The sequence below is a fragment of the Sporomusa rhizae genome, assembly GCF_041428845.1.
Lineage (GTDB): Bacteria > Bacillota > Negativicutes > Sporomusales > Sporomusaceae > Sporomusa > Sporomusa rhizae.
Genome location: NZ_CP156925.1, coordinates 1,690,398 through 1,716,680 on the forward strand (window position 1 = coordinate 1,690,398; position 26,283 = coordinate 1,716,680).

A 26,283-nucleotide genomic window follows, 5' to 3' on the forward strand; every position below is an offset into this window, starting at 1 on the left:
TGCTGAATCGCATGAACTGTCCCCGCGACAACCCAAAGAAACAAAGGGACGGTTCTAGAAACAAAGGGACGGTTCTTATGTTTCCTCAATAACATGTTATAATATGGGTAAAGTGTTAAAGAAGGTGACAAAATGCCAAGAACTGCCCGGAAGAAAAGTAATAGCGGAATATATCATATAATGCTAAGAGGAATAAACAGACAAACTATATTTGAAGATGATGAGGATAGAATTAAATTTATCGAGACCTTAAGGAATTATAAGCAAAAATGTGGATTTAGCATTTTTGCTTATTGTCTTATGGATAATCATGTCCACCTTATGATAAAAGAAAATAATGAGCCATTAGAGAACATAATGAAGCGAATAGGAGTAAGCTACGTATATTGGTATAATTTGAAATACAAGCGAATTGGCCATTTATTTCAAGATAGATATAAAAGTCAAGTTATTGAAGATGATAGCTATTTATTGTCGGTAATACGATACATACACCAAAATCCTATTAAAGCAAATATCACAACTGCCATGGGAGAATATCAATGGAGCAGTTATGCCGAATATATAGGGCAAAGCGGTATAGCAGATACAACTGTTGTTCTTGAGATATTTTCGCCCAACGCTGAAAAAGCAAGAAAATTATTTATGGAGTATATGGATGAAAGCGGGGACAATGTTTTTGAATTGAAAACCAAATACAGGCTAACCGATGAAGAAGCAAAACAAATAATGAAGCAAATATTGGGTAATTTAGAGTGGAATGAACTACTAACTATGGAAAAAGAAAAGAGAGATGGTTATTTAAGGAAACTTAAAGAAAATGAGGGAATATCAATTAGACAAGTAGCGAGAATAACTGGTCTCACGTTTAATGTTGTTGCTAAAGCTTAGGAAACAGCGGAACCGTCCCGGTGTATCGTCTTAAAGGCAAGTCAAATTTATCTGTGCGTCAAAGAGCAGAGATATTTGTCGTTAGTAGAATATAGTTCAAAGAAGACACGTGAGTCGCGAAAAAGTACCTGTTTTTTTAAATCATAATTTTTCTGGGGTAATAAAATGTATAACGAAGCAAAACGATCGTTATATGCCGTTTTATGACTCAAAAGCCTTTGCTTTGTTTATAAATTTTTGAAGACTGACTTTTTCAGTGGTTTCGAACCGTCCTCTGACTCCAGATAAAAAAGCTAGTGCTTTTTGCCCTAATCCTTATTTCCATATTCTGGTAATACTCAAAGTCCTTCGAGGTGGTACTTCGTTTTGTCTATATGCTACTGTCCTGAAGTCCCTCGTAAAGTGTTACTTCGACAGAGTCAATGCATATTGCAAAAGAATAGAGGCTATAGGACTGGATAGCCACGAGTGCTTTTCCAAAAACGGACTAATTGCCGCTAAACCGCCCTTTTCAATAGGCTTCTGACATTCTATCATATTTTTTAAAACATTAATTGCATCCATCAAAGTTTCTTTTTCTGTAACATTTTGCAGGTTCTGTTTTATAAGTTTTTCAATATCAGTAAAGTTCATCCCAACTGAAACTGTAAAATTGGAAGCCGTTGTAGTAGCTACACCAATATCACAGTTATTAAACTGTAATGTTGTAGGTAAGGCACTTCCTTCGGCTGTAAGAGGATCATTTTTCTTAGCTACTTTCATTCCTTCATTAGTGAGGCAGATGGATAAACTACTATCATTTTGCGTAAGTACGCCAAGGCCACGTAGCTGGAGCTGCCAATACGGTTTAAGGATCATAAAGTAAAAGTCTGTTTCATTATTGCCAATGTCGATTGAGACAAAGTTATGTCCTAATGTTTGGAATCTATAAATATCTTGAAGCTGTTGGAGTAATGCTGGTTCAGGGTATGGTGTATTTAGATTTGCAAGCTCGTTAAACGCTTGACTAGTTAGATTTATAAACATTATGTCATTTTGTTGGCTTATCTTGACTAGGTCATGGGTTTGTAATAGTTCAAGTTGAATCTTAATTTCAGATATTGTGCTAAAAAGATCAAGGTCAAATAGCGTTAGATTAGTAAATTGCAAGATATCTGAATACGTTGTAATCTTTTTTCTAAGAGAGATTAAATACTCTAAAGCTTTTAAGTTAAGCATGAATACCCCCTAGATTAATACGATAGAAGTATTACCTCAATATAATGGCTATTTATAGAACTAAAAAATTATCCTTTGGCAAGCGTAGATAGATATTGAAGCACTAGTGAGGCTACCCCTGAACTAAGCCATGAGCAGCTTTCAAATTTATCATTGATTTTAGACAGAAATCCCTTCTCAAGTGGCTGATTAGATGTCATTTTATCTTGTAAACTTTTAATGACATCTAAAATTTCATTTCTCACAAACTGATCAGGGAAATTTTGTTCAATCAGCGACTTCAATTCATCGAAAGAAATTCCAATATTGATTATGTTATCGTGTGCGTTATCTCCAACAATACTGTTATTTGCCACACCAATATTGTAATTGGTGTGCTGAATAACTTGATTTTGAACAATATCTTCTGCGACTTTAATTCCTTGTGAAGTTAAAGTATAGCTAACAGGAAGCCCGGAACAAATGGTAAAAGGAACTATCCATCCTTCTTCCCGCATGAACTTAATGTTTCTTTCTAGCTCTGTGCGAACATTATTATCTAATGCCATAAAAGTGTCACGACTAATGTTATAAGATCTCAAATTATTCTTACAAATAATTGAATGCATTTGCTTTAATAGATTTACCGCTTCATCATAAGCTGACATATCTGTCACTTCCTCTCAAAGGTAATATTCGACAAAATCCAATATATTCCTGTATAAAAACTAACAGTAGGACAGGGATTATAATTCAGACTTTCCTGGAGTACGTCCCTTGTGTCTGAATCCTGCCCCCCTGTCCCTTTTTTGCAACAAATCGAATAGAAGTAACGAAAAGAGAAACTCCTGCTAAATTTGTATTAATTTGGCAGGAGTTTAGGTTTGTGTGGCAAATATTTCAAAATAGGGAATTCGGTCAGGTGATTTGTTCTGCATGGGACAATGAACCTGTCCCACCTTGTCCCATAATATTCTCTTGAGAAATAGTATGGTAATAATTGCGAGATCATTTATCACAGGGGAGGAGGATATTAAATGGCTAATTTAAATTTTAAAAACTTTATAGTCTTATTAATATTAAGCCAATTTATTTTTTTATATTCTATAATTCCTGTAGAGGCTGCGGTAATAAAAACATACGATGGAATGATAAAGTTACACCCCGTTGGTTGGTCAGCTGGATATATTTTATTTAGGGGAAATAGACCTGTTACTTTTAATGAGAGAAATGAAGTGATTTCAGGTACACTTGAAGGTTTTACAGCATTACGTCCTGTTGGTGAAGCTATATTCTATGGGACAAGTGATGGATTTGTACTTTTTAAGGGCGGTAGCGAGGTTTCCTTTGATGAAAAGGGTAAAGTAACTGTGGGAACTTTAGCAAATGATACTGAATTCTTACTGGTTGATGGTAAAGAGGGAACGGTAAAGTATAAGTCCAATACAGTAGTAACATTTAAAGATGGTGGGTCATTAGGTACGTTGGTCAACAATTCAGATTTTCGCCCTGTAGGATATTCAATTAACAACGCTATTAATGATCAAGCTGGCTATATCTCTTTTAAAGGTAATACATATATTAGATTTAACATGAAAGGTGAAGTAATTGAAGGTACATTACTAAATGACACTAATCTATGTTCTATCGACGGAAGCGTTAAAACCTATAGAGCCGGAGCGTCAGTTCATTTTAATGATAAAGGTGAAGCTTATTGAGTAATGTCATAAGGGTTTGTTCTGCGTAGGAAACAGTAGAACCGTCCCGTTGTATCGTTTTTGGGGAAGTCATTGTATATTTTGTTTGGCTTGTTTTCACTGGTGTCCTCAACGAGCGGTGGAAATGGATGAACATACAATCGGAAAAACTCGGTATCATCATCCGGAGATAACAATAGATGAGATTGCGGTCTTTTAGGAGGGACAGAGGGGACAGGTTGCTTGTCCCGGGAGTAAGGGAAAATATCTGAGGAGGAATTCTCCCAAAACCAAGAATTTCAAACGTTTCTATCGTCCCTGATATTTTGGTTGCAATTAATCGAATAGAAGTAATTAAAGAGAAACTCCTGCTAAATTTGTATTAATTTGGCAGGAGTTTGGGCTTGTGTAGCAAATATTTCAAAATATGGAATAGGGTTGTTTGTTTGGTTCGATGGAACCGTCCCCGCGATTCGCGCGATTCGTTCACTGCAGTTGGAGTTTTTATTGGTATAGTGACTGATGTACAATATCTAGATCCTGGTACTTATGACCCCAGTTCTTGCGGTGATTGGGAGAGCGGAGCGTGCTAATTATTTCTACTGAAAAACAATTAAATAAGTTGATTATAAACAACCTTTAAGGGTAAACCAAAAATAAACAGCTTCCGAAGTTTTCGAGCACGTTAATTCGAAAAAAATTTAATAGCGATAAATGTTGTGAAAGAATTGGTGTGAAATTATGAGTAAAAGAATGTTCACAAAAACTTTAATACAAGCTGTTGTTGTATCTATCATATCAATAAATGTTGAGGATTGTATTCAAATTGACTATGCAGTGATCAGTTTTAACAGGAGCGTAATTCATTTTGTGATATGGTCTATATTGTGGATTTTTATTGGATATTTGATTGATATGATTCTTATGCGAAAAAAATAATTGATATAAGCACGTTGGGAAACAACGATGCTTATAAAATAGGAGATATCATACTTTTTTAAAATCTAGATAATTATAGCTTGTGTAGATACTATAATAGGGTTGTTTGTTTGGTTCGATGGAACCGTCCCCGCGATTCGTTGAAGTAACGAAAGAGAAGCTCCTGCTAAATTTGTATTAATTTGGCAGGAGTTTGGGTTTGTGTAGCAAATATTTCAAAATAAGGAATAGGGTTGTGTATTTGGTTCGACGGAACCGTCCCCGCGATTCGTTCTATTCAATACAAGAAAAGGAGATTTAAATGAAAAAAATAATAGTAAGCTTTATAGTAGTTACCCTCATGGCTATTGGAACAGCATTAGCAGCAGAACCTTCAATGGAAATGAATCGAATTGGAGTTATTGATATAAATACTGTAATGATGCAAAGTCCGCTAGGAAGGGAATGTCAGAGGCAACTAAAAGAAAAAGGTAAAGAGTTAGGTGATCAATTGGAAGCTGATAAAGCTAATCTCTCAAAGGATGAATATCAAAAAAAGCATGATGAGGCCTATGGAACTTTTTTGAAGTTAAAGCGTGATTTAGAAGAACAATTAGAAGTAAAAGTAAAAGAAGCAATGTTTAAGGTTACTAGAGAAAAGAATCTAATAATAATACTTTATAAAGGTTCTGTTGCCTTTGGTGGAATTGATGTAACTCAGGATGTCATAAATAGTATGGAATAGAGAAAACAAAAAGAGCTAAACTAACACCAGTTAATAGTGTTTCTTTATATTCAAAGAAGATAATCAAGATGGTTGCTGAAAAGTAGCTCTTTTTCCATTTATTAAATGGATAGAGGGGACAGGTTCATTTTCCCAGAGTAAAGGAAAAACTCCTGCTTGAATTGTATTAATAAGATATATACCGAAAATTAGAAAACAAATAAGGATTTAGTTGAGAGGTTAGACATTGTTGAATTTACGTGCAGTATGCCATAAGTGTAATAACAAACTTGTAGGAAACTTTGGTCGAATAGAAATTATATACAAGCATTGCCCCCATTGCGGAACGGATAATCGCCCGAACATGAGAACTGAAACACATGGCTTTATATATAAATGGTCCTTGGAGTTGTTGTATTTTACATGGGCCTTACTTGTGACAGCTGTTATGGGCAAGACTTCATTTTTCATCGTATGTTTTATGGCGATCCTGGCATGTTTGCTTACACGGTTACTGTATAAATCTTGCTCGCGTTGTTTGACAATCACATGCAAAAGGTCGCATCAATTTTGTCATAACTGTGGTAAGGAATTTAACTAAAACATAACTGTTTCGCCTTAGTTGCCGCTATTATCTGGCGGTGGTTGCTGGGTAAAAGGTGTTTAGGAACAGCACAGGGACAGTGGTTGTGTCTTGTGGAGTACCACCATCCCGAGTACTAGAAGGCGTAGGAAACAGTAGAACTGTTCCTTTTGGATCTTGTAAGAATCGAGATTTAAAATTGCAGTCGTACACGATAAGAGATGGCATGTCTTGAGGAAAGGGTTTATTGAAAAAATAAATTAAGACAGCACCACCGTCCCCTAGTCCGATTCTTTTTTATAAATTCACATTGACTCACCACAATATTCCAATTAAAACAAAACAATATTTAAATAATGATTGCTATCCGTTATTCGACGTATGTAAACCATGCTGGAAAAGTACTTATTATAAAAGCGATGGATGGTCAGGTGATTTGTTTTGGGAGGGACAATGAACCTGTCCCCTTGTCCCTCTTTCAAAACCAAGAAATTTGAAACGTGTCTATCGTCCCCGATATTTTGATTGCAATTAATCGAATAGAAGTAATTAACCCCAAACTCCTGCTAAATTTGTATTAATTTGGCAGGAGTTTGGGTTTGTGTAGCAAATATTTTACAATAGGGAATAGAGTTGTGTATTGGACTCGATAAGATCCAACGGCAAGACCGCTGGAAAAGTTTTTTAATTATCGAAGCAATTTTGGGTAAGAAACTAGGAGGGGTTTGTGATGGCAAAAAGAGTTTTTTTCAGTTTCCATTATCAAGATGTTATTGATTTTAGGGCAAACGTTGTTAGGAATCACAAAATGACAAAGTATGAAGGTGCAGGATATTTTGATGCCTCTATTTGGGAAGATGCAAAGAAAGAAAGCGATCTTGCGTTGAAGCGACTAATAAACAGTGAGTTGAAAAATACTTCTGTTACGGCAGTGCTTATTGGAAGTGAAACTTATGCAAGAAGATGGGTTAGATATGAAATTATGAAAAGTTTAGAAAAAGGAAATTATTTATTAGGTATTCATGTGAATTCGATAAAATGTAAAGATAAAAAAACAAAAGATAATGGGGCTAACCCATTTGACTATTTAGGTGTAAGTTTTAGTGATGATGGTAAGAGAGTGAGTCTTATTGAATACAAAAATAATAAATGGGTTAATTATAGTGATTTAGATGGATGGAATATTTCCAATGTTGATAAGAAGGACTGGGGAAAATCTTATAAGTTATCGAAATATTACAAGGTATATGATTGGGTAAATGACAATGGATATGATAATTTTGAAAAATGGATTACTAACTAGACAATATTAAACACTTTTAAAACCTTGAGATCGTCTAAATGAGTATTGCTTTAAGTAGTTAGATAAACTGTAAAAAAAGATTACATTTTTTTACAGTGTTCCGAGCGGTTTTCCTCTTAAATCGTTTGTTTTTTCATTAGTTTTTAAAACTTAATAAGAGATAGATATAATTCTTATTGATTTTGCGGTTTTCATGTTAAACGTTGAATTTTAAAGTCAATTTAGTGAGGAATAATTATGGATAAAGACAACCTCGAGAGGGTTATGATTGAAGAGATAAAATTAGTTCAGGATATTACGAAAAGAATGAGTGGGAATTCATTTCTGATTAAAGGTTGGACATTGACATTAGTTGTAGCAGCATTATTATTTAAGGTTGATCATAAAGTCGTAAATCAGGTTCCTCTCGCCTGCATTCCACTTGTTATGTTTTGGTTTCTTGATACTTATTATTTACGCCAAGAAAAATTGTTTCGTAGATTGCATTGTTGGATTATTAAACACCGTTTAAACACGAGTGAATATTTGTTTGATTTTTCGACCAGTCGCTTTGAAAATGAAGTGCCGAATTTCTGGAAGGTGGCTGTTTCAAAAACTCTTCTGCCTTTTTATGGACTAATAGCTTTGTTAATTTATATTTATTGGGCGTTTATGAGGTAAAATACTACCGCTAAATTGACTAATGTAAGCGAAGAATTAACAAGAGTATTAATAGTTGAAGGGGAGATAAATTATGTCAAAAAGACAAGTTTTTTTCAGTTTTGAGTATAATAAGGACAACTGGCGAGCAGGACAAGTACGAAATATGGGAAAGGTAGATAGTAGCTCCACTTTTTCTGATAATGATTGGGAAGAAGTAAAAGAAAAAAGTGATAGTAAAATTAAAGAATGGATTGATTCGCAGCTGAAAATGCGATCTTGTTTAGTTGTTTTGATAGGTGCAACAACAAGTGGAAGAAAGTGGATTAATTATGAGATAGAAAAAGCGTATGAATTAAATAAAGGTATTGTTGGGATATATATACATAAGCTGGAAAATAGTGAAGGAAAACAAACTACAAAAGGTAGTAATCCTTTCTACAATATTTTTATTGGTAAAGATAGAGAACGATTATCAAAATATGTAACTTGTTTCGATTCTTCGTATAATTCTAGTAAGTATGTATATGATGATATAAAAGAAAACCTTGAGCAGCTAATTGAGGACGCTATTACGAATAAAAATTCATATTAAAATATATATGAATAGTCAACTACCCATAACATTTAGAAATTATGTTATGGGTAGTTGACTAAAAATACTAAGTAAAAGCGTGATGGTATCATAAACGCTCTTGGAGTCGACGCACTTTTATATAGGGGAAACTAGCGGTTATCCAAATTTAGCTGATACTCTATTGAAAATATAAAAAAAGAAGCTAAAGGATATGTTTAGGGAAACTTCTGTAAATCATAGTCATTATCTCACCTCATATGAGCGAAAACACTTCGAAGAAGTATATAGACAATGGCTTTGAAAAAAGTCGAAAATTTAATGATATGAAACAATAAAAGTTAGATAGAGTGTCATGCTTCTATTAACGATATGTGTGGAGATGAATTTTGTGAAAGCGTATATAGTAGATCCAAATATAATACTTGGAAATGATGTAGTTGCTTCAAAATTTTATAATGCGTGTCGAACTGAACTCGAGCAACATGTTGAAATGACGTCCATTATAAATCGAATAGTTATGGAAACTACTAATCCAACAGATCAGGATGTTCTGATATTTTTTAATCGTACGGATCAAACTTATCCAGACTACTTTATTTCTTTTTTACAGGATGTCTTGCGGAAAGGATGCGGTGTTTATCCAATCGCAATATCGGAGAATCATCGGTATCCTCCGGAGAGTGTTTCCTCGTCCCAAAGTTACGATGTTGCCGAACAACTTCAACAACGTAAACTTACTAGTTTGCAGATTGAAACAGTAGCCGTTGCATTGGCAAGAACAGTTATCTCTTATCTGCAGCCATCATTGACAAAGGATAATTTGCAACTTTTTTTGAGCTATCGTCGTTCTGACGGGGAAAAAATTGCCGGAGCTTTTCATGATCAGTTACAAATTAGGATGCAGAATGCATTTCGTGATATTAATGCGGTGCTAGTTGGACAAGAAGCACAAGAGATAATCGAGCGTAATCTTCGCAAAAGTGATGCGGTTATTTTTTTTGATACCCCTAGCTGTGGAGCATCAAAATGGGTGGAACTTGAATTGAGGACTGCACTTACACTTCATATACCAATAATATGGATCAAAATAGGTCCTGATGATAAACGTGAAAAGTTGGCGATTCTTCCAGTTGGTGAACCTCACTTCAATCAACCGGATATTGACATGAGAACCCGCAATGTGGAATCTTTGTTTGTTGATAATGTTATTCAAAAAGCATTTGAAATTTCAAGGGAGTACGCCAAAAGTGTGTTTGGACATTTACGACAGCTTCGAGCTCTGGCTAACGAAGGTTGTATTGAATTGAGAGAGTTAAATAATAACTATTTGACATATCAAATCCAGATTCCAAGGCGGAAGTTCCGATATTTTCAGAGGCCTATGACACATGTGGTCGGTTTTTATGGTCGTGCTCCCAAGGATGAGGACCAGCGAGTCTTTTTAAATAATTTGGAGCAACTTGGATGTAAGCCACACCCAGTTTGGGGGTACTTTTATGATACTGCTCTGATGCTAGCACCAGTATCATTACAGAATGATCAACATTTGGTGCGGGAACCGCATTTAGTAGATTCTTGTGCTGAATATGTGAGTAGCTTAGAAAACTATCTGCGCTCATTATCCCAGCAGTCAACTACTTCTAAGCGGGGAATTATTATTTCAGGTGCATTCCCTGATTGTGAACCGGAACACCAACAGCATTTAACAGATGCTGTTTATTCCTTTACACAGGCGATTATGGATCGGGAGGGAATTGTTATTTTCGGGGCTCATCCAACATTTCAACATCTTATTTTTGATATGGCTAAACAAAGAAGGCCGGATGACTTTGTACAGTCTGTTCACTTATATGCTTCAAAGTATTTTGTTACCGATGCTGCTGTTGATGAGTTCAGAGCGCATGCTTTAACAATCGCGACCGAGGCAGAAAAGGATCGAGCGAAAAGTTTAACGTTAATGAGAAAAGCTATGATTCAAGATACGGAAGCTATATGTATGATTGTTATGGGAGGGAAGTCAGCACGGCCAGGAATTTCTCCAGGTGTAGATGAAGAAATTGAATTGGCGAAAGCCATAGGTTTACCTGTTTTTCTCATAGGATCCGTAGGAGGACGATCTGCAGAACTTGCTTCAGAATTAGATGCTAGAAACTGGGAAATAAAGCCGAATCATCTACCTCCAGCATTTAATCATGAACTTATGTTGAGCTTAGATTATAGCTTGATGGCTAAAAAAATTCTCGACAACCTAGGATTCTAAGAACGAAATAGTTGAGGTTACTGATAAAGCCATGAATTTCTAACGTGCCTATAGTCCCCGATATTTTGCAATAAATCGAATAGAAGTAACTAAAGAGAAACTCCTGTTAAATTTGTATTAATTTGGCACGAGTTTGGGTTTGTGGAACAAATATTTCAAAATAGGGAATAGAGTAGTGTATTGGACTCGATGAGATCCGGCAAGACCGCTGGAAAAGTTTTTAATTATCAAAGCGATTTTGGGTTAGGTGATTTGTTTTGTGTGGGACAATGAACCTGCGGAGCAGCCGTCAAGGCTGGGAATCTTATGGAGTGGAAGTCTCCTGTCGTCAATTGACCGATTCGGACGACTAGTATATCCAGAACGTGAGGAGGTGACGAATCACGGTGTGCCTGGATGTAAACGCCACAGCGGCCAGTGTTACACAGAGAACATTCGGTCGGAACAGTCTGGGTAGCAAGCAAACCTAGAGGTCAGAAGGAATTAACGAATACTGCAGTCCCAAAATCTTTGTCCCTTCTGAAACTGTTGAAGGGGTAGAAGCGAAGCGCCGACCTATTGGATTCCTCTCTTTGCTAGCGAAGGAGATTCTAATCAGAAGAGGAATGCGATTAAAAGAAGTCTTTATTTAAGTGTAGTTTTTAATGAAGTTCTTAGAAGTTTAACGGAAAATATTGTGATTTATGGATGGAGCATAGCAAAACAAGATGAATATATTCTAGAGCATATTTGTAAAATGAATAAATGTCTCAAAACAATTGCAATTTCAATCTTTAGTTCGAATGAGATAGATTCAAAATCGACGCAATTGGAATTTATTAAGAAAATAGAAAAGTATAACAAACATAATAAAAGATCAATTGAGATTTTGTTTTTTGATGCTTGCAGCCCAGAATGCTGGGATAAATGATTTTCGATATGCATAAATGCCTATAGAGGATGAGGTACTTATACTATGGCGAAAGTAGTAATTATAAAAGCCGATTCATACGATACAATCGTAGAACAAGCGATGCAGGAATACTTAACCATTTAGGCGGCATGTCGCAGGTTATACAGCCTGGTGATAGAGTATTAGTGAAGCCCAACATGCTGGAAGGGTGGACAAAGGATAAATGTGTAACTTCGTTCTCAAATTTTAGCTATTCTATCCGAGAATTAAGTCGTACACAAGTGACTAAATTATCGATTAATTGTTCGTTGCGCCGAAAATATGGTTTTGTGGGTTTCAGAGGAATTTGTAAAGATATTGTAGTTGTGGACAAGAATGGAATAAAATGTTTTGAACTTTGGCTAAGGTTCATTATGGAGGTTGATTATACATGTCCTTTACAAAATCGGATATTGGCGCACAATCGGCTTGGAAGGGATATTCATCTCAGACCTTATATATTGCTTCAAGGATAATGGGTGCAACTGCAACCGATGAGTACTATCCAGAACACTTGGAAGATTTGTTGATTAAGCGCGCTGGACAAGTTATTGAAGTTGTACAAGTGAAGGATTTATCAGATACACTTACTATATCGGACCTAGCCTCAACCAAAGCATCAAGAAGTGAAGAGGGTTTCTTCAAGAGAACATGCAGTTTGCGTAATTCCGAACCCATGCTTCAAACACTGCGCATTGTGTATTTTGGGGAATTGGGGCAGGAGTTACAAGAACTTTCATCTGGGAATATTTTTGTCCAAAATAAAATCAAAGATAAGCTCATAAAAGACCATGGACTATCAAACGATGAGGCATTATGGATTTTAACCAGAATCGATTTTCAAAAGGTTGACACCCAATTGCTGGAAGAAAAAATATTAAAACAGTTACAATTATATATCCCTACAATGGCTGCACCTGAGTTGGCACGAACTCTTTTGGTTCAATATATTTCTGAACTGTCTAAAACTAAAGGTCATACCTCATTAGCCCTCTGGCAGGAAAAAATATATAAAATTGGTACAGATATTGCTGCTATGGACGGCTATTATAAAGAATATCAAAAATCGCTCATTCGGTTGTGTGACATGACTTCAGATAAGTCGATAGATATACTCCGACAAGAATTTTCTCAGGGGGTTTCTACTCATCCTGCACATATCCGCAATAATTTGGACTTTGTTCGTAATGAATGGTTTGAAAAAATCGGTGTGGCACTGAACAATCATAAAGCCGTAATCATCGTGGGCGTGTCCGGTCAAGGGAAAACTGCCTTATGTCACAGATTTCTTTTGGATAATTATCCTGAGCAACTTGTGTTTTGCGTTCGGCATGTACAATCCACCCAGCAGGCTGAAAACCTAGTAAGTGCCTTGCAAGGGATTGTCAAGCATACCCGGGATATCATTTTATATATTGATGTTAATTCAGGAGAAGGCAATTGGACCCTACTGCTCCAAGAACTGCAGGCGAGAGGGGTTTCAGTCCCTATTTTAGTATCTATTCGAGAAGAAGATTTCAAATTATCGAAAGTAGATCGAAGCGCAATATCTATAGATGTAATTGAATTATATTTTTCTCAAATGGAAGCAGAAAATATTTATAAGGCGTTGACATTGGAAAATCCGCATCCAAATTTTCGGAGTTTTGAGGAAGCATGGCAGCGGTTTGGAGAAGGAGGCCCCTTTCTAGAATTTGTTTATCTTCTCAATCATAACCAGACCCTACGTCAACGACTGCTTGTACAGCTAGAACGATTAATCAGTGAGAAAAATCCTGATTCCTGGTTTATGCTCTTAAACCTGGTTTGTTATGCCGGTAAAATAGGGTGTCCCGTTCTATATGAGGATGCTAAACGGGAATGTAGTTGCGATACAGCGATTGCTGCTTTGGATAGAATGAGTAAGGAGTATTTATTAAGAAATTCTGATGATGGTCGCTATATTGAAGCACTGCATCCTTTGAGGGCAGCGATTATTTATAATATTCTTCAAGAAAAAATTGTTTACAATCCTAACGATTTACTAATAATGGTTATAAGATGTGTTGAAAATCGCTATCCACAGTTAATCTTATTGGATTATTTTACGCACTACTCATTTGATCCATTAGTAATAAGTAAACTTGCTTCTGTTTTTTGCCGTAATTGGACAATGTATGCCTGTATGCTAAACACAATGCTTTGGCTTGACGTGAAATTGTATGCGGAACGTAATCACGAGGTTTATGACGAACTTATTACAAAGAAAGGCAATGGATGGCTGACTTTTTCACCTCTTGATATTTCTGGTGAGTTAAGACCAAATGAATTTATTTTTGAAACCCTTAAAGAAAAATTTCCTAAAATGGCGGAAGCAATACGAAAAGATATTAACTGGATGAGAAATTCACTAACCAGTGCGGTTATTACCTATGAAGCTACGGACTTGTGGGTGAAAAATTCTGATATTCCGCGCAATGTGCCAAAATCGGATACAGAATGGTCTGATCTTGGATACTCATTATTTTGGTTAGCCAAAAGAAAACGAATAATTCAGTTGTCATTTCTACTCGAGACAATACGGGAAGCAACTGAAATTGGTGACATACAGACTAAGGCTGATTTGGCAGCAGGCCTTTATTTTCAGGATTTCGATTGTTATGTTATGTGCGAGGCGGTTTTAAGGGAACGTATTATACAGCATTACCGTGTAATTAAAATGACAGTGACAGAAACTGAAGTAACCTGTGCATTTGTATCACCATATTTTGTTGATAATAAGAATAGCCCTATGCCGGAAAATTTCAATCATTTTTGGGTTATGAATATGGTAGATATTTTGAGCAAGCTATATCCAGATAAACAATATATTGGAGCCGAACTAATTGGGGTTGATTTATTAAGCGATTTGGGAATATCGGCAATGGATTATCGTAAGAGAATTAATCGATCCTATTTGCCATATGCATGGATAATTGAAGTGAATTCTTGGTTATCGTCTCGTTTAGTTTATAGGAAAAGACCTGAAGACTGGAAAGAGTATGTTCAACGAGTAGACGCCATACGCCAGAATGCATTGGATTTAGTTTATATTATCATTAGGACAATAGATTATTTATATAAAAAAAGCTTTATTGATCAAGAACGAATTGGGAAATTACAAAAAGCAATTTCCTCGTTCAAAGGGTTGATGCACGATGAACTCCTTCTTCCGAAAAATGTAGTTGATCCTTATTGTCTTTATAGAGAAAATATGGTCTCAAACAATAACGATCTTAACAAGTTAATGAATACGAAGCTACCTACTATATCGGGGGTTGCTCTACACTTATATGAGGATTTCAGAAAGAACTTTAATGATACATACCGCTATTTTGATGATTTTTTGAATGAATTTCAAGATATCTTGGCTTCGCGAATTAAAAGAGAGGAAATTAATCAATCGAAAAATCCAAGACAGACGCTTATTAATTTGTGCGATGCTTCCCGAGCTCTTTTTCAAATGCAACAGGAATATAACCGGTTATTTCTGTCCTATGCTACAAACGACTATCTTTCATTTGAACAAAATGAGCAAGAAAAGATGCTTACGCTTCTAAACTTATGGCATCATGTATTAAGCAACCCACCCCGCGGAGATGCAGTCTCCTATAATGCTAAGCAATATTATCGGAAAACAGCTAATCTTGTTAGAGAAGGCTTTGATAAAGGTGTTTCCACAATGGGAAGGGCTGTTATTGTGGATAAATCTGCTGTTAAAGATAGCAAAGCAGTATACTTGTTGCAAGATTATGATCCGTTTCAGCAAATTCCAATTGAAAATGTGATTAAGAATGTATGTTTAAAATTCCGAGAGCAATGGAAAGATGCTACAGGATTTCAAAGTATGAGATGGTATCTGGAGACTCAATGGCCAAAGATGGTTTTCGTACCTTTGTATAAAGGGTTACCTATGTCCGTCGGGTTTCAGATGCCTTTGTATAAAATTCTGGATGTTGACGAAGATCAGATTGTTACAGCTTGGCTTCCAACAGAAATCCCGGTAGAAATTTATCATCAGTTGGATATAGATTTTTCTAAGATAGAGCTATGGCTCAAGGCTGTCAGCCATATGGGAAAATTAAGATTATTGCTCATTCAGTATAACGATGTGGTAAAGCATATATCTGACGAGTCTGACACTAGTGAGCAAGGTTTTGTGATTTATTTGCAAGAATTTCTAAAGGATATTATTGATACGATTACAAGTATTTCAAAATTTATGGAGCCGGGTATAGGTATTCTATCAAATACGGAAGAAGTTGATGTAGCAGAACTCTTTGATCTCGTGATTGCTTCTTTGAAAAAAGCTGAAGTTATTGAAGACATCATAAAGTCACAACAACCCTTTGAGGAATTACCGGAACAATTGAAGACCGCAATATTTAGCATGGTACTTTTATTACCTTGGATTACCATGAATTCTTAACTGATGTAAAAAGATAAGCTGGTGGATTGAAACGCACAGAAATTAAGGTAGAAAGTGTCAAGCTAATATCCTAGTCTTACGGAAACAAACGTAAGATTTAAAGATATATAGATTTTAGTTCTAAGACATGTAGTGGAACAAAATTCTTGCATGTAATGGAGCAAGCGGTATCCGTCTAATGGAGAATGGCTTGATCTGTGGTGTTTTATATATTTATATTAACCATACTGTTTTGGTGCTTCTAGGCGTTCAGTGTGATTCTAATTATTGCATCTTATAGCTGCTTGTTACAACAGAGCACTTTTGAAAAAACATTGTCTAATGTTTTAAATTGGATACTGTCGATAATTTCGGAAGGAGGAATAAAATCATGGATACAAGTTCGGCTTTTATGGCATTTTATACATGGGTTAAAGATCCTAATCTTATATTTGATATTGGAAAAACAATTGTCGAGGGAGCGACATACGATATTTTCAAAAAATTAGGAACGTCATTTGTTTCTCAAATTCGACCCTTTTTTAGCAATGAGGATGAAGCACAGAAGTACTTTGAACAAATTTGTGTATCATCATCTATAAATACCAAGGAACCTCATCAAGATATAATAAAATTATTTGAGAATTTAACTACTAATAAAATAGATGAACGAATTAGGCAACAATTTGTTAGGGAATTAAAGAAGTGGTTTGCTGATCATAGTCATGAAATTAATAGACTTATAGAAGAATCAAGGTCAATTAATGAATTTGATATAATGATTAATAATTTTATTAATATTTATAAAATTCATGGAATATCAAAAACCAAAATTATAAAGGTGATTCCCTCTGAATTTGGGTTAAAAATGAAAAATTTTAGTGATAATGAATCGATAATGGATGTTATTAGTCCAGAATTGTTAAAATGGACTAGCTCTTTTTTTAACGTACAAATAGATTGGTTAGATGGAACTTCCAAATCCATTTATCGGTGTAAAAATTATCTCAGCCTACAAGAATTATTTAATCTGGTGATAGAAATAAAATTTATAAAAGACAAGAATGTGGAAGCCTATTTCCTTAAGTCGACAGAGCTTGACTGTAATTCAGAAAGAACCCAACGGTTGACTTTATTTTTACGGTATCAAATTGCAACAGTTGACAAACATCCAATTTATAGATATATCCCCATTGGACGTGAATGGAATTGGGGATGGGAGAAATCAAGATATGAATTTAAGCATATTATTTATTTTTTTGAAAAAGTAGGAGTTGCTAACCTGGGTTACGATGTGGATTCTAATGTTCTTTCTAATCTGATTTTTGGTGCTATGTTTCCAGGGGAAATTATAGATAATCAGAAAAAAAAGGTGTGGTATCCAGAAGATTATATTGACTTACTAACAGAAAATGTATGTGCAAAAGAAATTCGAGAAACTAAAAAATGTAGATCGGATTTTTATGAAAAAGGGTATGAAAAAAATATTAGTTTTGAGATAGATAGAATAATTTCTAATGAAGGTTATAGAAAATATGTTAAAGAGTTTCTTCTTTCTAAATTTAAAGAGGATTGGGAGGCTATAATCTTATGACAAGAGTAGTAGTCGTAAAAGCGGATTCATACGATACACAGGTAGTAGAGCAAGCCAAGGCAGATTACTTGACTATTTAGGCGGCATGTCGCAGTTTATATAGCTTGGCGATAGAGTATTAGTGAAGCCCAACATGCTGGAAGGGATGGACAAAGGTAAATGTGTAACCACCCATCCGTAGGTAGTTACTGATTAGCGCTAATCCTGTTAAAACGATGGCGCTATATATTGGATTTTGTTATCAGCATTATGTGATGCTGATTTTTCTTTTTTCTTGACTTCCCACACCAATTACAATAAAATTAATCCTAATAAATAACAATTATCTATTATCCAACATATGTAAAACCTCAACCAAGCGAATCCTAAAAGGTAGCAAACAAACGAGGTGAAGCGAAGGTCTGAGAAGCACGTTAACCACCTGGCGAATGAGAAGAATTCGTATTTATGAGTATTCCGGTCTCAAAGTCATCACCTGACCGGTGATTGGAAATCAGTATACCGACTAAATGGAAATCAACATACCGGCAAACAGAAATCAATAATTGCTTGTCCTATAATGAATTTATACATCGAATGATGTAAATTCATTATTAGGAGGGTCAAATTTATGACCAAGTACAGAGAAATCCTTAGGCTGACAAGCCTAGGATTCTCACAACGTAATATCATGCAAAGTTGTGGTGTTGCTCAGAAAACTGTCGTAAAGATTCAACGCCGTGCTAAAGAGCTAGGAATATCATGGCCTTTAGACGAATCAATGACCGACAAATCTTTGGAAAACTTGATGTTTCCAAAAGAACAGAAAAACTTTGGGAATAAACGACTCCCCGATTTAGTCCACACTCGTAAGGAATTGCTTAAAAATGGTGTAAGTAAAAAATTATTATGGACTGAATATTTAGAAGACTGCCGACTAAACGGCGATGAACCGCTTATGTACTCGCAGTTCTGCCATTACCTTTTGCAAGATGAGCAAAAACGTCGTGCTACGATGCATATTAGCCGCAAACCAGCTGAACAGGTCGAAGTAGATTGGGCTGGAGATCCAGCAAAGATTATTGATCCTGATACTGGTGAGGTTACTGAAGCTTATCTTTTTGTCGGTGTTATGACATATAGCCAGTACGCCTATGTGGAGGCTTTTATCAATGAAAAGCAGCGTGCTTGGATTACGGCTCATGTCCATATGTACAACTACTTCGGCGGTGTTGCAAAAATTCTTGTTCCAGATAACTGCAAAACTGCTGTAGTTCATACAAAAGATTGGTATACACCTAAACTTAATGTAACTTATCATGAAATGGCTGAACATTATGGCACTGCCATTATTCCAGCTAGGATTAGAAAACCTAAAGATAAAGCAAATGTTGAAGGTACTGTTGGCAACATTTCCACATGGATAACCGCTGCGCTTAGAAATGAACAATTCTTCTCTTTGGATGAACTTAATGCTGCAATCCGAGAAAAACTCGAAGCATTTAACTTAAGAACTTTTCAAAAGAAAGAAGGTAGCAGATGGAGCCTCTTCCACCACGAAGAGTTGCCTTTCCTAAGCCCCCTACCAGCTACCTTTTACGAACTGGCGGACTGGAAACAAGCCACCGTTCAGTTTAATTATCACATATCACTCGAAGGAATGCTATATTCTGTTCCATATGAATACATCAAACTCAAAGTCGATGTGAGGGTAACTGATAGAGTCTTAGAAATCTTTTACAATCACAATCGTATTGCATCTCATAAACGCCTTTACGGCCGCAAGGGGCAATACAATACTATTCTGGAACATATGCCGCCGGATCATCAGAAGTATCTAGAATGGAATGGAGATCGCTTTAAGCATTGGGCCAAAAAAATTGGGACTAATACTCATAAAGTCATTATTGCCATCCTATCCTCCAGCCGCGTGGAACAACAAACCTATAAAAGTTGCATGGGATTACTCAAGTTAGCCGAAAGACATTCAGAATCACGTCTTGAATCGGCTTGTGAGAAAGTTTTGAGCTACACAGCAAGTCCAAGTTATAAGAGTATCAAAAATATTCTTACCACAGGAATTAAAGAGAGCTTAAAACCAGGCACAGAGAATCCCCCGAAAAACAATTATGGCGTAACACGCGGTGCAAATTACTATGGAGGTAAAGGCAATGATAAATAATCCAACAATTGATAAACTTATAGAAATGCGTTTAACTGCAATGGCCGAAGCTTATCTGCAACAAGTCTCTGATCCTAAGATGAAGGAGATTGACTTCGAAGACCGTATGGGCATGGTGGTTGATATTGAATATACCAGAAGAAAAAACAATCGCTTGAATCGCCTCATTAAAAATGCTGAGTTTGAGCAACCGGATGCCAGTATTATGGGAATCAACTATTCATCAGGACGAAAAATCAACAAAGATTTGATCAAACGCCTTGCGACTTGCGAGTACATCGCAGAATTCAGAAATATTTTCATCACTGGTGCAACAGGCTGTGGTAAAACATATCTTGCCAATGCCTTTGGCATGGAAGCCTGTAAGCATTACTACAAAACACAGTATGTTCGTCTGCCGGATCTACTTCTAGATCTCGAACATGCAAGGGATGAAGGCACTTATAAAAAAGTAATGATGAAATACTCTAATCCCGTTCTTCTGATAATTGATGAATGGCTACTTTTGAAACCTACTCAAAATGAAGCAAAGGACATTTTCGAACTCCTTCATCGACGAAGAAAACGTTCATCTACAATCTTTTGTTCTCAATACAGGCATGAAGGTTGGTATGATCAACTTGGCGGTGATGCTTCACCTCTGGCTGATGCCATTCTTGATCGAATCGTTCATGATTCGTACAAGATAAATATCGAAAGCATTGATCCAACGAAAGATTTATCGATGAGAGAGGTTTATGGATTAGATAAACGACTAAGCGAATAAATTAAGGCATTGGACTACCAAAGTATGATTTCCAGTTCCGGACTCATGATTTCCTTGTTTCCGGAACTGCGATTTCATCGCACAAGAATATTCAATTTATTGCAGCATGTACATAATCCGATAGATTGGTATCCGTGGGGCGAAGAAGCGTTTGCCAAGGCGCGGGAAGAGAACAAACCCATATTTTTTAGTTGCGGCTATAGTACGTGTCACTGTTTCCACGTTGTGAAAATGAGAAAACTTCATATTTATATTATAAAAGCGAAGAATTCCTTAATGCTGGAATTCTTCGCTTATTTTGACTCAAATTTATTTTAATGCCTCTAAAAACTCAGTAATTAAGTCACGCTGTTTTTGAGTTAAGTTCTTACTAGCATCAAGTAATCGTTGCATCTCTGGACTTATTTCAGATGTATCTTCTTTAAAAAAATCGGCAAGTGAAACGTTGAGAGCAGTACATATTGCGTCTAAAGTTTCTAAAGAGCATTTTTTGGTTCCGTTTTCTATTGATGATATAAAACTTTGGGCTACTCCAATTTGGTTGGCAAGCGAACTAGCAGTTATATTTTTTGATTTTCGTAATTCCCTAATTCTTTCACCAATGTTTATCATCTTACTATATCCTCCCAAAAATTAAAGGTTTTAATAAAATGTGTTATGAAACAACAAAAAAATATTACCTATAAGATATAAAAATACTTGATAATATTACCTAAAGGTGATATTATTAAAGATAATTAAAACCTATAGGTGATACTTTGTTTTTATTAAAACACTTTAGACTTAAAATCACATTATTAAGAAAGGAGTTACCCCCTAATAGTTTGGCCTTCAAAACTAAAAAAGAGAGGTGAACCATCTACCCAAAAAAGCAGCATTGCAAGTCGCCGAGCACACATACTGCTGGTTTCGTGCGCCAAAAATGCGGTGTGGCATTACAGAGCAAAAGAAGAATTTTACACCTATTTATTATAGCTTATCCACTTTAAAACGTAAATCCAACTGCAAAAACGAACGACTTGTCATGGATTTTTTATTCATTCAGCTTTATTTGATCTTCCTACTAGATAATCAAGAGATACGTTAAAGTAATCAGCAAGTGCAATGAGAACGTCAAAACTTGGTTTTGCTTCGTTTTTCTCATACATAAATATAATTCGGCGTTTTACGCCAACTATTTCGGCTAAGTCTTCAGCTTTTAAGTTTTTTGTTTTTCTTAAGTAGTTTAAGCGTTCACCAAAAGAAGGCATAGAATCACACCAATTCATAAAAAATCATTGACAGTGCAATTTTACTGCACTATAATAAACAATGTGGGTGCAATATTATTGCACTAAAACTGAAAGCTTCTTGAGTATTCCCTAATAAAGTTTTTTGAAATTTAAGATGCCCAGATATTTATTAATCTGGGAACAAGAAAGAAAGGTGATACAAATTAACTTGTCCTTCAAAACCAAATAAAAAGCGAGGTGAGACACCCAACCCCCAATAGCAGCATCACAAGCCTACCAAGCAACATGCTGCCGATTTCGTGCGCCCAAAATGCGGTAAAGCATTACAGCGCACAAGAAAAATTTTACACCTATTATATTATAGCCTATCCACTTCAAACCGTAAATACAACTGCCTAAATCAATGCAACCATATCATGATTCCCATAAAAAACAGGAGGGTTAACCATGGATCAAAGAGTCCGCGAGTTAGCGAAAAATCTGATTAGGTATTCAGTGCGCCTGCAACCACAGGAAAAAATCCTCATCGAAGTATTTGATGAGGGCTTGCCGCTGGCGCAGGCCTTGGTGAAAGAAGCCTACCGGGTCGGCGGGATGCCGTTTGTTACCGTTAAAAATGACAGAATTCTTCGTCAACTATTACGAGAGGCAACCATTGAGCAACTGACAATGATCGCTGAGTGGGAAGCGCGGCGGATGGAGAGTATGGATGCCTATATTGGCGTGCGCGCCGCTCCGAATATCTGCGAGCTGTCCGATGTACCCGGCGAGCAGATGCAATGGTACAAGCAATACTGGACTAAGGCGGTGCATACCGACATCCGCGTGCCGAAAACCAAGTGGTGCGTGCTGCGTTATCCCAATAGCTCGATGGCGCAGATTGCGAATACCAGCCAGGAAGCGTTTGAGAATTTCTATTTCAACGTGTGCAATCTCGATTATGGCAGGATGGACCAGGCCATGGAGCCGTTAATCCATTTGCTGGCGCTAACCGATAAGGTTCATATTGTCGGCCCGGGGACCGATTTGTATTTCTCGATCAAGGGCATTCCGGCGGTGAAATGCGCTGGCCGGATGAATATTCCCGACGGGGAAGTGTATACGGCACCGGTAAAGGATTCCGTCAACGGGTATCTCACCTATAATACGCCGTCCCTGCAGGGTGGGTTTACTTATGAACAAGTCCGCTTCGAGTTCGTCAATGGCAAAATTGTACAAGCCACGGCGAATGATACGGAAAAATTGAATAAAGTACTGGATACCGACGAGGGCGCCCGCTATATTGGCGAATTTGCGCTGGGCGTCAATCCCTATATCACCACCCCCATGAAAGATACGCTGTTTGATGAAAAGATCCGGGGCAGCTTCCATTTCACCGCGGGAAGTTGTTATCAGGACGCCTATAACGGCAACCGTTCCGCCATCCACTGGGATCTGATCTGTATCCAGACACCGGAGTTCGGCGGCGGGGAAATCTGGTTTGACGACCGGCTCATCCGTAAAGACGGCCTGTTTGTCATCCCGGAACTAGCGGGGTTAAATCCGGAAAATCTGTTGTAATGTTGCCGTACTTGGCAGGGAGCGTCAAAGGCTCAGGCCGCCGTTTCCTAACGTGTTGTGCCTGAAAGCCGCGAAAGGAATGTTTATAAACATGAAAAGAGGAAAGTTGAGTATTGCACTGGCAGCCATGCTGGCGCTGGTGGTAGCCATGACCGGATGCGGCGGCAGCCAAACCACCAAAACGGTGCAGCAAAAAGGTGATTTATCAAGTAAGCTCACCGAGGTGATGCAGGCGGAACAGCCGGAAAAGAATCCCGACCTGGCGAAAAGCCGCAAGGATACGTTAATTATCGGGGTAAATACACCGGATGGGGTACTAAACCCCTTATATGCAGACTCGGATTATGATAACCGGATCAATACCGTTATCTTTGATTATCTTCTGGGCAAGGACCCGCAGGGGCAGCCGGTGCCTGGCGTGGCCGAAAAGTGGGAGGTTTCCGCCGACGGGTTGGAATATACCTTTCATCTGCGCAAAAATGCCGCCTTTCACGATGGAAGTCCGGTGACGGCGGAGGATGTTGCCTTCAGTTATTACATATTGTCTGACAGCAGTTATGACGGACCCGCGGATGTGTTTTCTTATTTCATCAAGGGATGTAAGGCCTATCATGACGGCAAGGCCACGACGATTGAAGGAATCCAAATTATTGATCCGTATACCATTAAGTTTGTTTTGGAGAAACCGAATGCTTCTGTTATATACAGCTTCACGGAGTACTTTTCCCCAATATTATCCAAAGCCTATTATGGCAAGGATTACAAACAAGGCAATACCGAGGGGATAAAAAAATTGCACCGCGCACCCATGGGCAGCGGACCGTATAAGTTTGTTCAATATAAGGAAGGCATCGAAACGATTCTGACTGCGAATGAGAGTTATTGGCGAGGCAAACCCAAAATAAAGAATGTTATTTACAAAGCGACCAATGAAAATACCAGAATTCAGATGCTGAGCAGCGGTGAAATCGATCTGGACGAGGTCACGGTAAATGCCAGAAATGTTGCGCAGTTAAAATCAGCCGGTTTTCTTACCATTCAGATGCATCCGACCAATGGGTACGGCTACATTGCCATGAACATAGCCAATCCCATGTTCAGTGACCGCAAGGTACGGCAGGCGTTAGCGTATGGCCTTAACCGCAAACAGGTGGTGGATGCCGTGTACGAAGGCTATGCCGATGTGTCCAACGAGCCGGAGTCCAAGGTTGGCTGGGCGTTTAATCCTGATGTCAATCCCTATGAATATAATCTGGAAAAAGCGGCCCGGATGCTGGACGAAGCGGGCTGGATAAAAGGGGCAGACGGTATCCGGGAAAAGGATGGCAGGAAATTTATCATTCATTTCACTGCTTCCAGTCCCAATCCGGTAAATGATGCGCTGATTCCTGTTGCCAAGCAGAATTATGAACAGTTGGGGATTCAGTTTGTGCCGGAACAGATGGAATTCAACGGAGTAGTAAGGAAACAAAAATCCGGTGAGGCGGAAATGTTCTTTATGGCCTGGGGTCTGAATACCGACCCGGATAGCACGACGATATTCAAAACCAGGGGCACACAGAATTATTTGCATTATAGCAATGCCAAGGTGGATGCCTTGCTGGAAAAAGGTTTAGCCACCACCAATCTGGCAGAGCGCAAGCAAGTGTACCAGGAACTGTATAAGGAGCTGAATGAAGACCTTCCGTACATTTTTATGTACCAGCGCCGGGATATGTATCCGATTAATGCCAGGGTGAAGGGGATCAGCATATCACCATACCGGAACTTTACTTATGACTTATGGCAGGCTGAATTATTATAAGCCGGTAAGTCTGGTTTTGGGTATACGTGTAAGGAAAGGTGGGAGGACGTGCGGCAGTACATAATACGCAGGGTGCTGCAGATGATCCCTGTACTGTTTGGTGTGTCGATCATTCTGTATACTCTGTTTACGATGGCTCCAGGCGATGTGGTTACCAATATGGTGCAAAGCAATCCGAAGATGTCGATAGAAAAACAGGAGCAGCTACGGCATTTATACCATTTGGACGAGCCTCAGATCGTGCAATACGGCTATTGGGCCCTGGGGGCAATTCAGGGCGATTTCGGTGATTCTTATAAATATAAGCAGCCTGTCGGCAAAGTGATGAACAGCTATATTTGGAATTCTTTCTATCTGGGACTGGCGTCGCTGGTAGCGGCGGTGCTATGTGCGATTCCGATTGGTGTGTTGTCAGCGACCAGGCAGTATTCCGGTTTTGATTACTTTTTTACGGTAGTGGCCATGGTCGGGATATCCATCCCTTCCTTTTTCATGACCATGCTGCTGATCAAATGGCTGGCGATTGATCTGCCGATTTTTCCGGTCGGCGGCATGATTACCACCGGCAGCAGCGCGACCGGGTTTGCCAAATTTATCGATGTTATCTATCATATGGCGCTGCCCTTCTTTGTCCTGACGTTTATGGAGGTCGCCATGTTCATGCGTTACACCCGGACAAGCATGCTGGAAGTTATCCGGCAGGACTATATCCGGACGGCAAGGGCCAAAGGACTTGGGGAAAAGGTTGTTATCTATAAGCATGCGATGAAAAATGCCTTGATTCCCATCATTACCCTGTTGGGGATTTCGTTGCCGGTGTTGTTCGCGGGGGCGATCATCACCGAAACCATCTTTTCCTGGCCCGGCATCGGACCGGTCACGTTATTGGCAGTGAATAACCGGGATTACCCCTTGCTGATGGGCATTAACATGCTATTGGCGGTGTTGACCCTGGTAGGGAACCTGCTGGCAGATGTTGCTTATGCCCTGGCAGATCCAAGAATTAGGCTTAAGTAAGGG

At 37.8% G+C, this 26,283-nt stretch carries 20 protein-coding genes; 16 read left to right on the top strand and 4 right to left on the bottom strand.

The features are described 5' to 3' along the window. The first annotated feature begins 132 nt into the window (after positions 1-132). Positions 133-891 (top strand): transposase, encoded by a 759-nt coding sequence (locus tag SRRS_RS07500; RefSeq protein WP_371367644.1) that lies wholly within the window; start codon positions 133-135, stop codon positions 889-891. 405 nt (positions 892-1,296) lie between these two features. Here SRRS_RS07500 and SRRS_RS07505 read toward each other — a convergent pair whose 3' ends face one another. Continuing rightward, a complete protein-coding gene (locus tag SRRS_RS07505) occupies positions 1,297-2,109 on the bottom strand; it encodes a hypothetical protein (protein ID WP_371367646.1) in 813 nt (270 codons plus the stop codon). 68 nt (positions 2,110-2,177) lie between these two features. Further along, complete coding sequence (locus tag SRRS_RS07510) at positions 2,178-2,756, bottom strand: hypothetical protein (RefSeq protein ID WP_371367648.1); 579 nt, start codon at positions 2,754-2,756, stop codon at positions 2,178-2,180. 369 nt (positions 2,757-3,125) lie between these two features. On the opposite strand from SRRS_RS07510, the gene SRRS_RS07515 reads away from it, so the two are divergent. The 12 genes from SRRS_RS07515 (at position 3,126) to SRRS_RS07570 (ending at position 20,985) form a co-directional block, all read left to right on the top strand. Then, a complete protein-coding gene (locus SRRS_RS07515) occupies positions 3,126-3,806 on the top strand; it encodes a hypothetical protein (protein WP_371367650.1) in 681 nt (226 codons plus the stop codon). 1,219 nt (positions 3,807-5,025) lie between these two features. Then, positions 5,026-5,448 (top strand): OmpH family outer membrane protein, encoded by a 423-nt coding sequence (locus SRRS_RS07520; protein WP_371367652.1) that lies wholly within the window; start codon positions 5,026-5,028, stop codon positions 5,446-5,448. A gap of 1,292 nt (positions 5,449-6,740) precedes the next feature. After that, complete coding sequence (locus tag SRRS_RS07525; protein ID WP_371367654.1) at positions 6,741-7,313, top strand: TIR domain-containing protein; 573 nt, start codon at positions 6,741-6,743, stop codon at positions 7,311-7,313. Positions 7,314-7,550: 237 nt separating this feature from the next. Next, entirely contained in the window at positions 7,551-7,973 is a 423-nt protein-coding gene (locus SRRS_RS07530) for a hypothetical protein (protein WP_371367656.1), read from the top strand. A 73-nt stretch (positions 7,974-8,046) separates the two neighbouring features. Then, the gene (locus SRRS_RS07535) at positions 8,047-8,547 is read left to right on the top strand and encodes a TIR domain-containing protein (RefSeq protein ID WP_371367658.1); all 501 of its coding nucleotides are present in this window, start codon (positions 8,047-8,049) and stop codon (positions 8,545-8,547) included. A 370-nt stretch (positions 8,548-8,917) separates the two neighbouring features. Further along, on the top strand, positions 8,918-10,789 hold the full coding sequence (locus SRRS_RS07540; RefSeq protein WP_371367659.1) for a TIR domain-containing protein: 1,872 nt from the start codon (positions 8,918-8,920) through the stop codon (positions 10,787-10,789). Positions 10,790-11,351: 562 nt separating this feature from the next. Further along, positions 11,352-11,699 carry a DUF4917 family protein gene (locus tag SRRS_RS07545; RefSeq protein WP_371369745.1) on the top strand — a complete coding sequence of 116 codons (348 nt, stop codon included), beginning with the start codon at positions 11,352-11,354 and terminating at the stop codon, positions 11,697-11,699. A gap of 412 nt (positions 11,700-12,111) precedes the next feature. Beyond that, positions 12,112-16,167, top strand: coding sequence for a hypothetical protein (locus tag SRRS_RS07550; RefSeq protein WP_371367661.1), 4,056 nt, complete (start codon positions 12,112-12,114; stop codon positions 16,165-16,167). Positions 16,168-16,537: 370 nt separating this feature from the next. Continuing rightward, positions 16,538-17,740: a hypothetical protein gene (locus SRRS_RS07555; RefSeq protein WP_371367662.1), complete on the top strand. Its 1,203-nt coding sequence runs from the start codon at positions 16,538-16,540 to the stop codon at positions 17,738-17,740. A 610-nt stretch (positions 17,741-18,350) separates the two neighbouring features. Continuing rightward, positions 18,351-19,901 carry an IS21 family transposase gene (gene istA / locus SRRS_RS07560; RefSeq protein ID WP_371363667.1) on the top strand — a complete coding sequence of 517 codons (1,551 nt, stop codon included), beginning with the start codon at positions 18,351-18,353 and terminating at the stop codon, positions 19,899-19,901. Beyond that, a complete protein-coding gene (gene istB, locus SRRS_RS07565; RefSeq protein WP_371363668.1) occupies positions 19,891-20,667 on the top strand; it encodes an IS21-like element helper ATPase IstB in 777 nt (258 codons plus the stop codon). The genes istA and istB overlap by 11 nt, the downstream gene beginning before the upstream one ends. A gap of 45 nt (positions 20,668-20,712) precedes the next feature. Continuing rightward, positions 20,713-20,985, top strand: a complete 273-nt coding sequence (locus SRRS_RS07570; RefSeq protein ID WP_371369747.1) for a DUF255 domain-containing protein — start codon at positions 20,713-20,715, stop codon at positions 20,983-20,985. Here the strand turns inward: SRRS_RS07570 and SRRS_RS07575 are convergent. Together SRRS_RS07575 and SRRS_RS07580 are read right to left on the bottom strand one after the other, a co-directional pair. After that, positions 20,977-21,279 carry a helix-turn-helix domain-containing protein gene (locus SRRS_RS07575; protein WP_371367664.1) on the bottom strand — a complete coding sequence of 101 codons (303 nt, stop codon included), beginning with the start codon at positions 21,277-21,279 and terminating at the stop codon, positions 20,977-20,979. The genes SRRS_RS07570 and SRRS_RS07575 overlap by 9 nt on opposite strands. 425 nt (positions 21,280-21,704) lie before the next feature. After that, positions 21,705-21,917, bottom strand: coding sequence for a helix-turn-helix domain-containing protein (locus tag SRRS_RS07580; protein WP_371367666.1), 213 nt, complete (start codon positions 21,915-21,917; stop codon positions 21,705-21,707). Positions 21,918-22,346: 429 nt separating this feature from the next. Between SRRS_RS07580 and SRRS_RS07585 the strand changes: the two genes are divergently transcribed. The 3 genes from SRRS_RS07585 (at position 22,347) to SRRS_RS07595 (ending at position 26,280) form a co-directional block, all read left to right on the top strand. After that, positions 22,347-23,459: an aminopeptidase gene (locus SRRS_RS07585; RefSeq protein WP_371367668.1), complete on the top strand. Its 1,113-nt coding sequence runs from the start codon at positions 22,347-22,349 to the stop codon at positions 23,457-23,459. Between the two features lie 91 nt (positions 23,460-23,550). After that, positions 23,551-25,263 carry an ABC transporter substrate-binding protein gene (locus tag SRRS_RS07590; protein ID WP_371367670.1) on the top strand — a complete coding sequence of 571 codons (1,713 nt, stop codon included), beginning with the start codon at positions 23,551-23,553 and terminating at the stop codon, positions 25,261-25,263. 48 nt (positions 25,264-25,311) lie between these two features. Continuing rightward, the gene (locus SRRS_RS07595) at positions 25,312-26,280 is read left to right on the top strand and encodes an ABC transporter permease (protein ID WP_371367671.1); all 969 of its coding nucleotides are present in this window, start codon (positions 25,312-25,314) and stop codon (positions 26,278-26,280) included. The last annotated feature ends 3 nt before the right edge of the window (positions 26,281-26,283 follow it).

Coding starts and splice junctions, on each gene's coding strand:
- SRRS_RS07500 (WP_371367644.1), top strand. CDS start 133: ATGCCAAGAACTGCCCGGAAGAAAAGTAATAGCGGAATATATCATATA.
- SRRS_RS07505 (WP_371367646.1), bottom strand. CDS start 2,109: ATGCTTAACTTAAAAGCTTTAGAGTATTTAATCTCTCTTAGAAAAAAG.
- SRRS_RS07510 (WP_371367648.1), bottom strand. CDS start 2,756: ATGTCAGCTTATGATGAAGCGGTAAATCTATTAAAGCAAATGCATTCA.
- SRRS_RS07515 (WP_371367650.1), top strand. CDS start 3,126: ATGGCTAATTTAAATTTTAAAAACTTTATAGTCTTATTAATATTAAGC.
- SRRS_RS07520 (WP_371367652.1), top strand. CDS start 5,026: ATGAAAAAAATAATAGTAAGCTTTATAGTAGTTACCCTCATGGCTATT.
- SRRS_RS07525 (WP_371367654.1), top strand. CDS start 6,741: ATGGCAAAAAGAGTTTTTTTCAGTTTCCATTATCAAGATGTTATTGAT.
- SRRS_RS07530 (WP_371367656.1), top strand. CDS start 7,551: ATGGATAAAGACAACCTCGAGAGGGTTATGATTGAAGAGATAAAATTA.
- SRRS_RS07535 (WP_371367658.1), top strand. CDS start 8,047: ATGTCAAAAAGACAAGTTTTTTTCAGTTTTGAGTATAATAAGGACAAC.
- SRRS_RS07550 (WP_371367661.1), top strand. CDS start 12,112: ATGTCCTTTACAAAATCGGATATTGGCGCACAATCGGCTTGGAAGGGA.
- SRRS_RS07555 (WP_371367662.1), top strand. CDS start 16,538: ATGGATACAAGTTCGGCTTTTATGGCATTTTATACATGGGTTAAAGAT.
- istA (WP_371363667.1), top strand. CDS start 18,351: ATGACCAAGTACAGAGAAATCCTTAGGCTGACAAGCCTAGGATTCTCA.
- istB (WP_371363668.1), top strand. CDS start 19,891: ATGATAAATAATCCAACAATTGATAAACTTATAGAAATGCGTTTAACT.
- SRRS_RS07570 (WP_371369747.1), top strand. CDS start 20,713: ATGATTTCCTTGTTTCCGGAACTGCGATTTCATCGCACAAGAATATTC.
- SRRS_RS07575 (WP_371367664.1), bottom strand. CDS start 21,279: ATGATAAACATTGGTGAAAGAATTAGGGAATTACGAAAATCAAAAAAT.
- SRRS_RS07580 (WP_371367666.1), bottom strand. CDS start 21,917: ATGCCTTCTTTTGGTGAACGCTTAAACTACTTAAGAAAAACAAAAAAC.
- SRRS_RS07585 (WP_371367668.1), top strand. CDS start 22,347: ATGGATCAAAGAGTCCGCGAGTTAGCGAAAAATCTGATTAGGTATTCA.
- SRRS_RS07590 (WP_371367670.1), top strand. CDS start 23,551: ATGAAAAGAGGAAAGTTGAGTATTGCACTGGCAGCCATGCTGGCGCTG.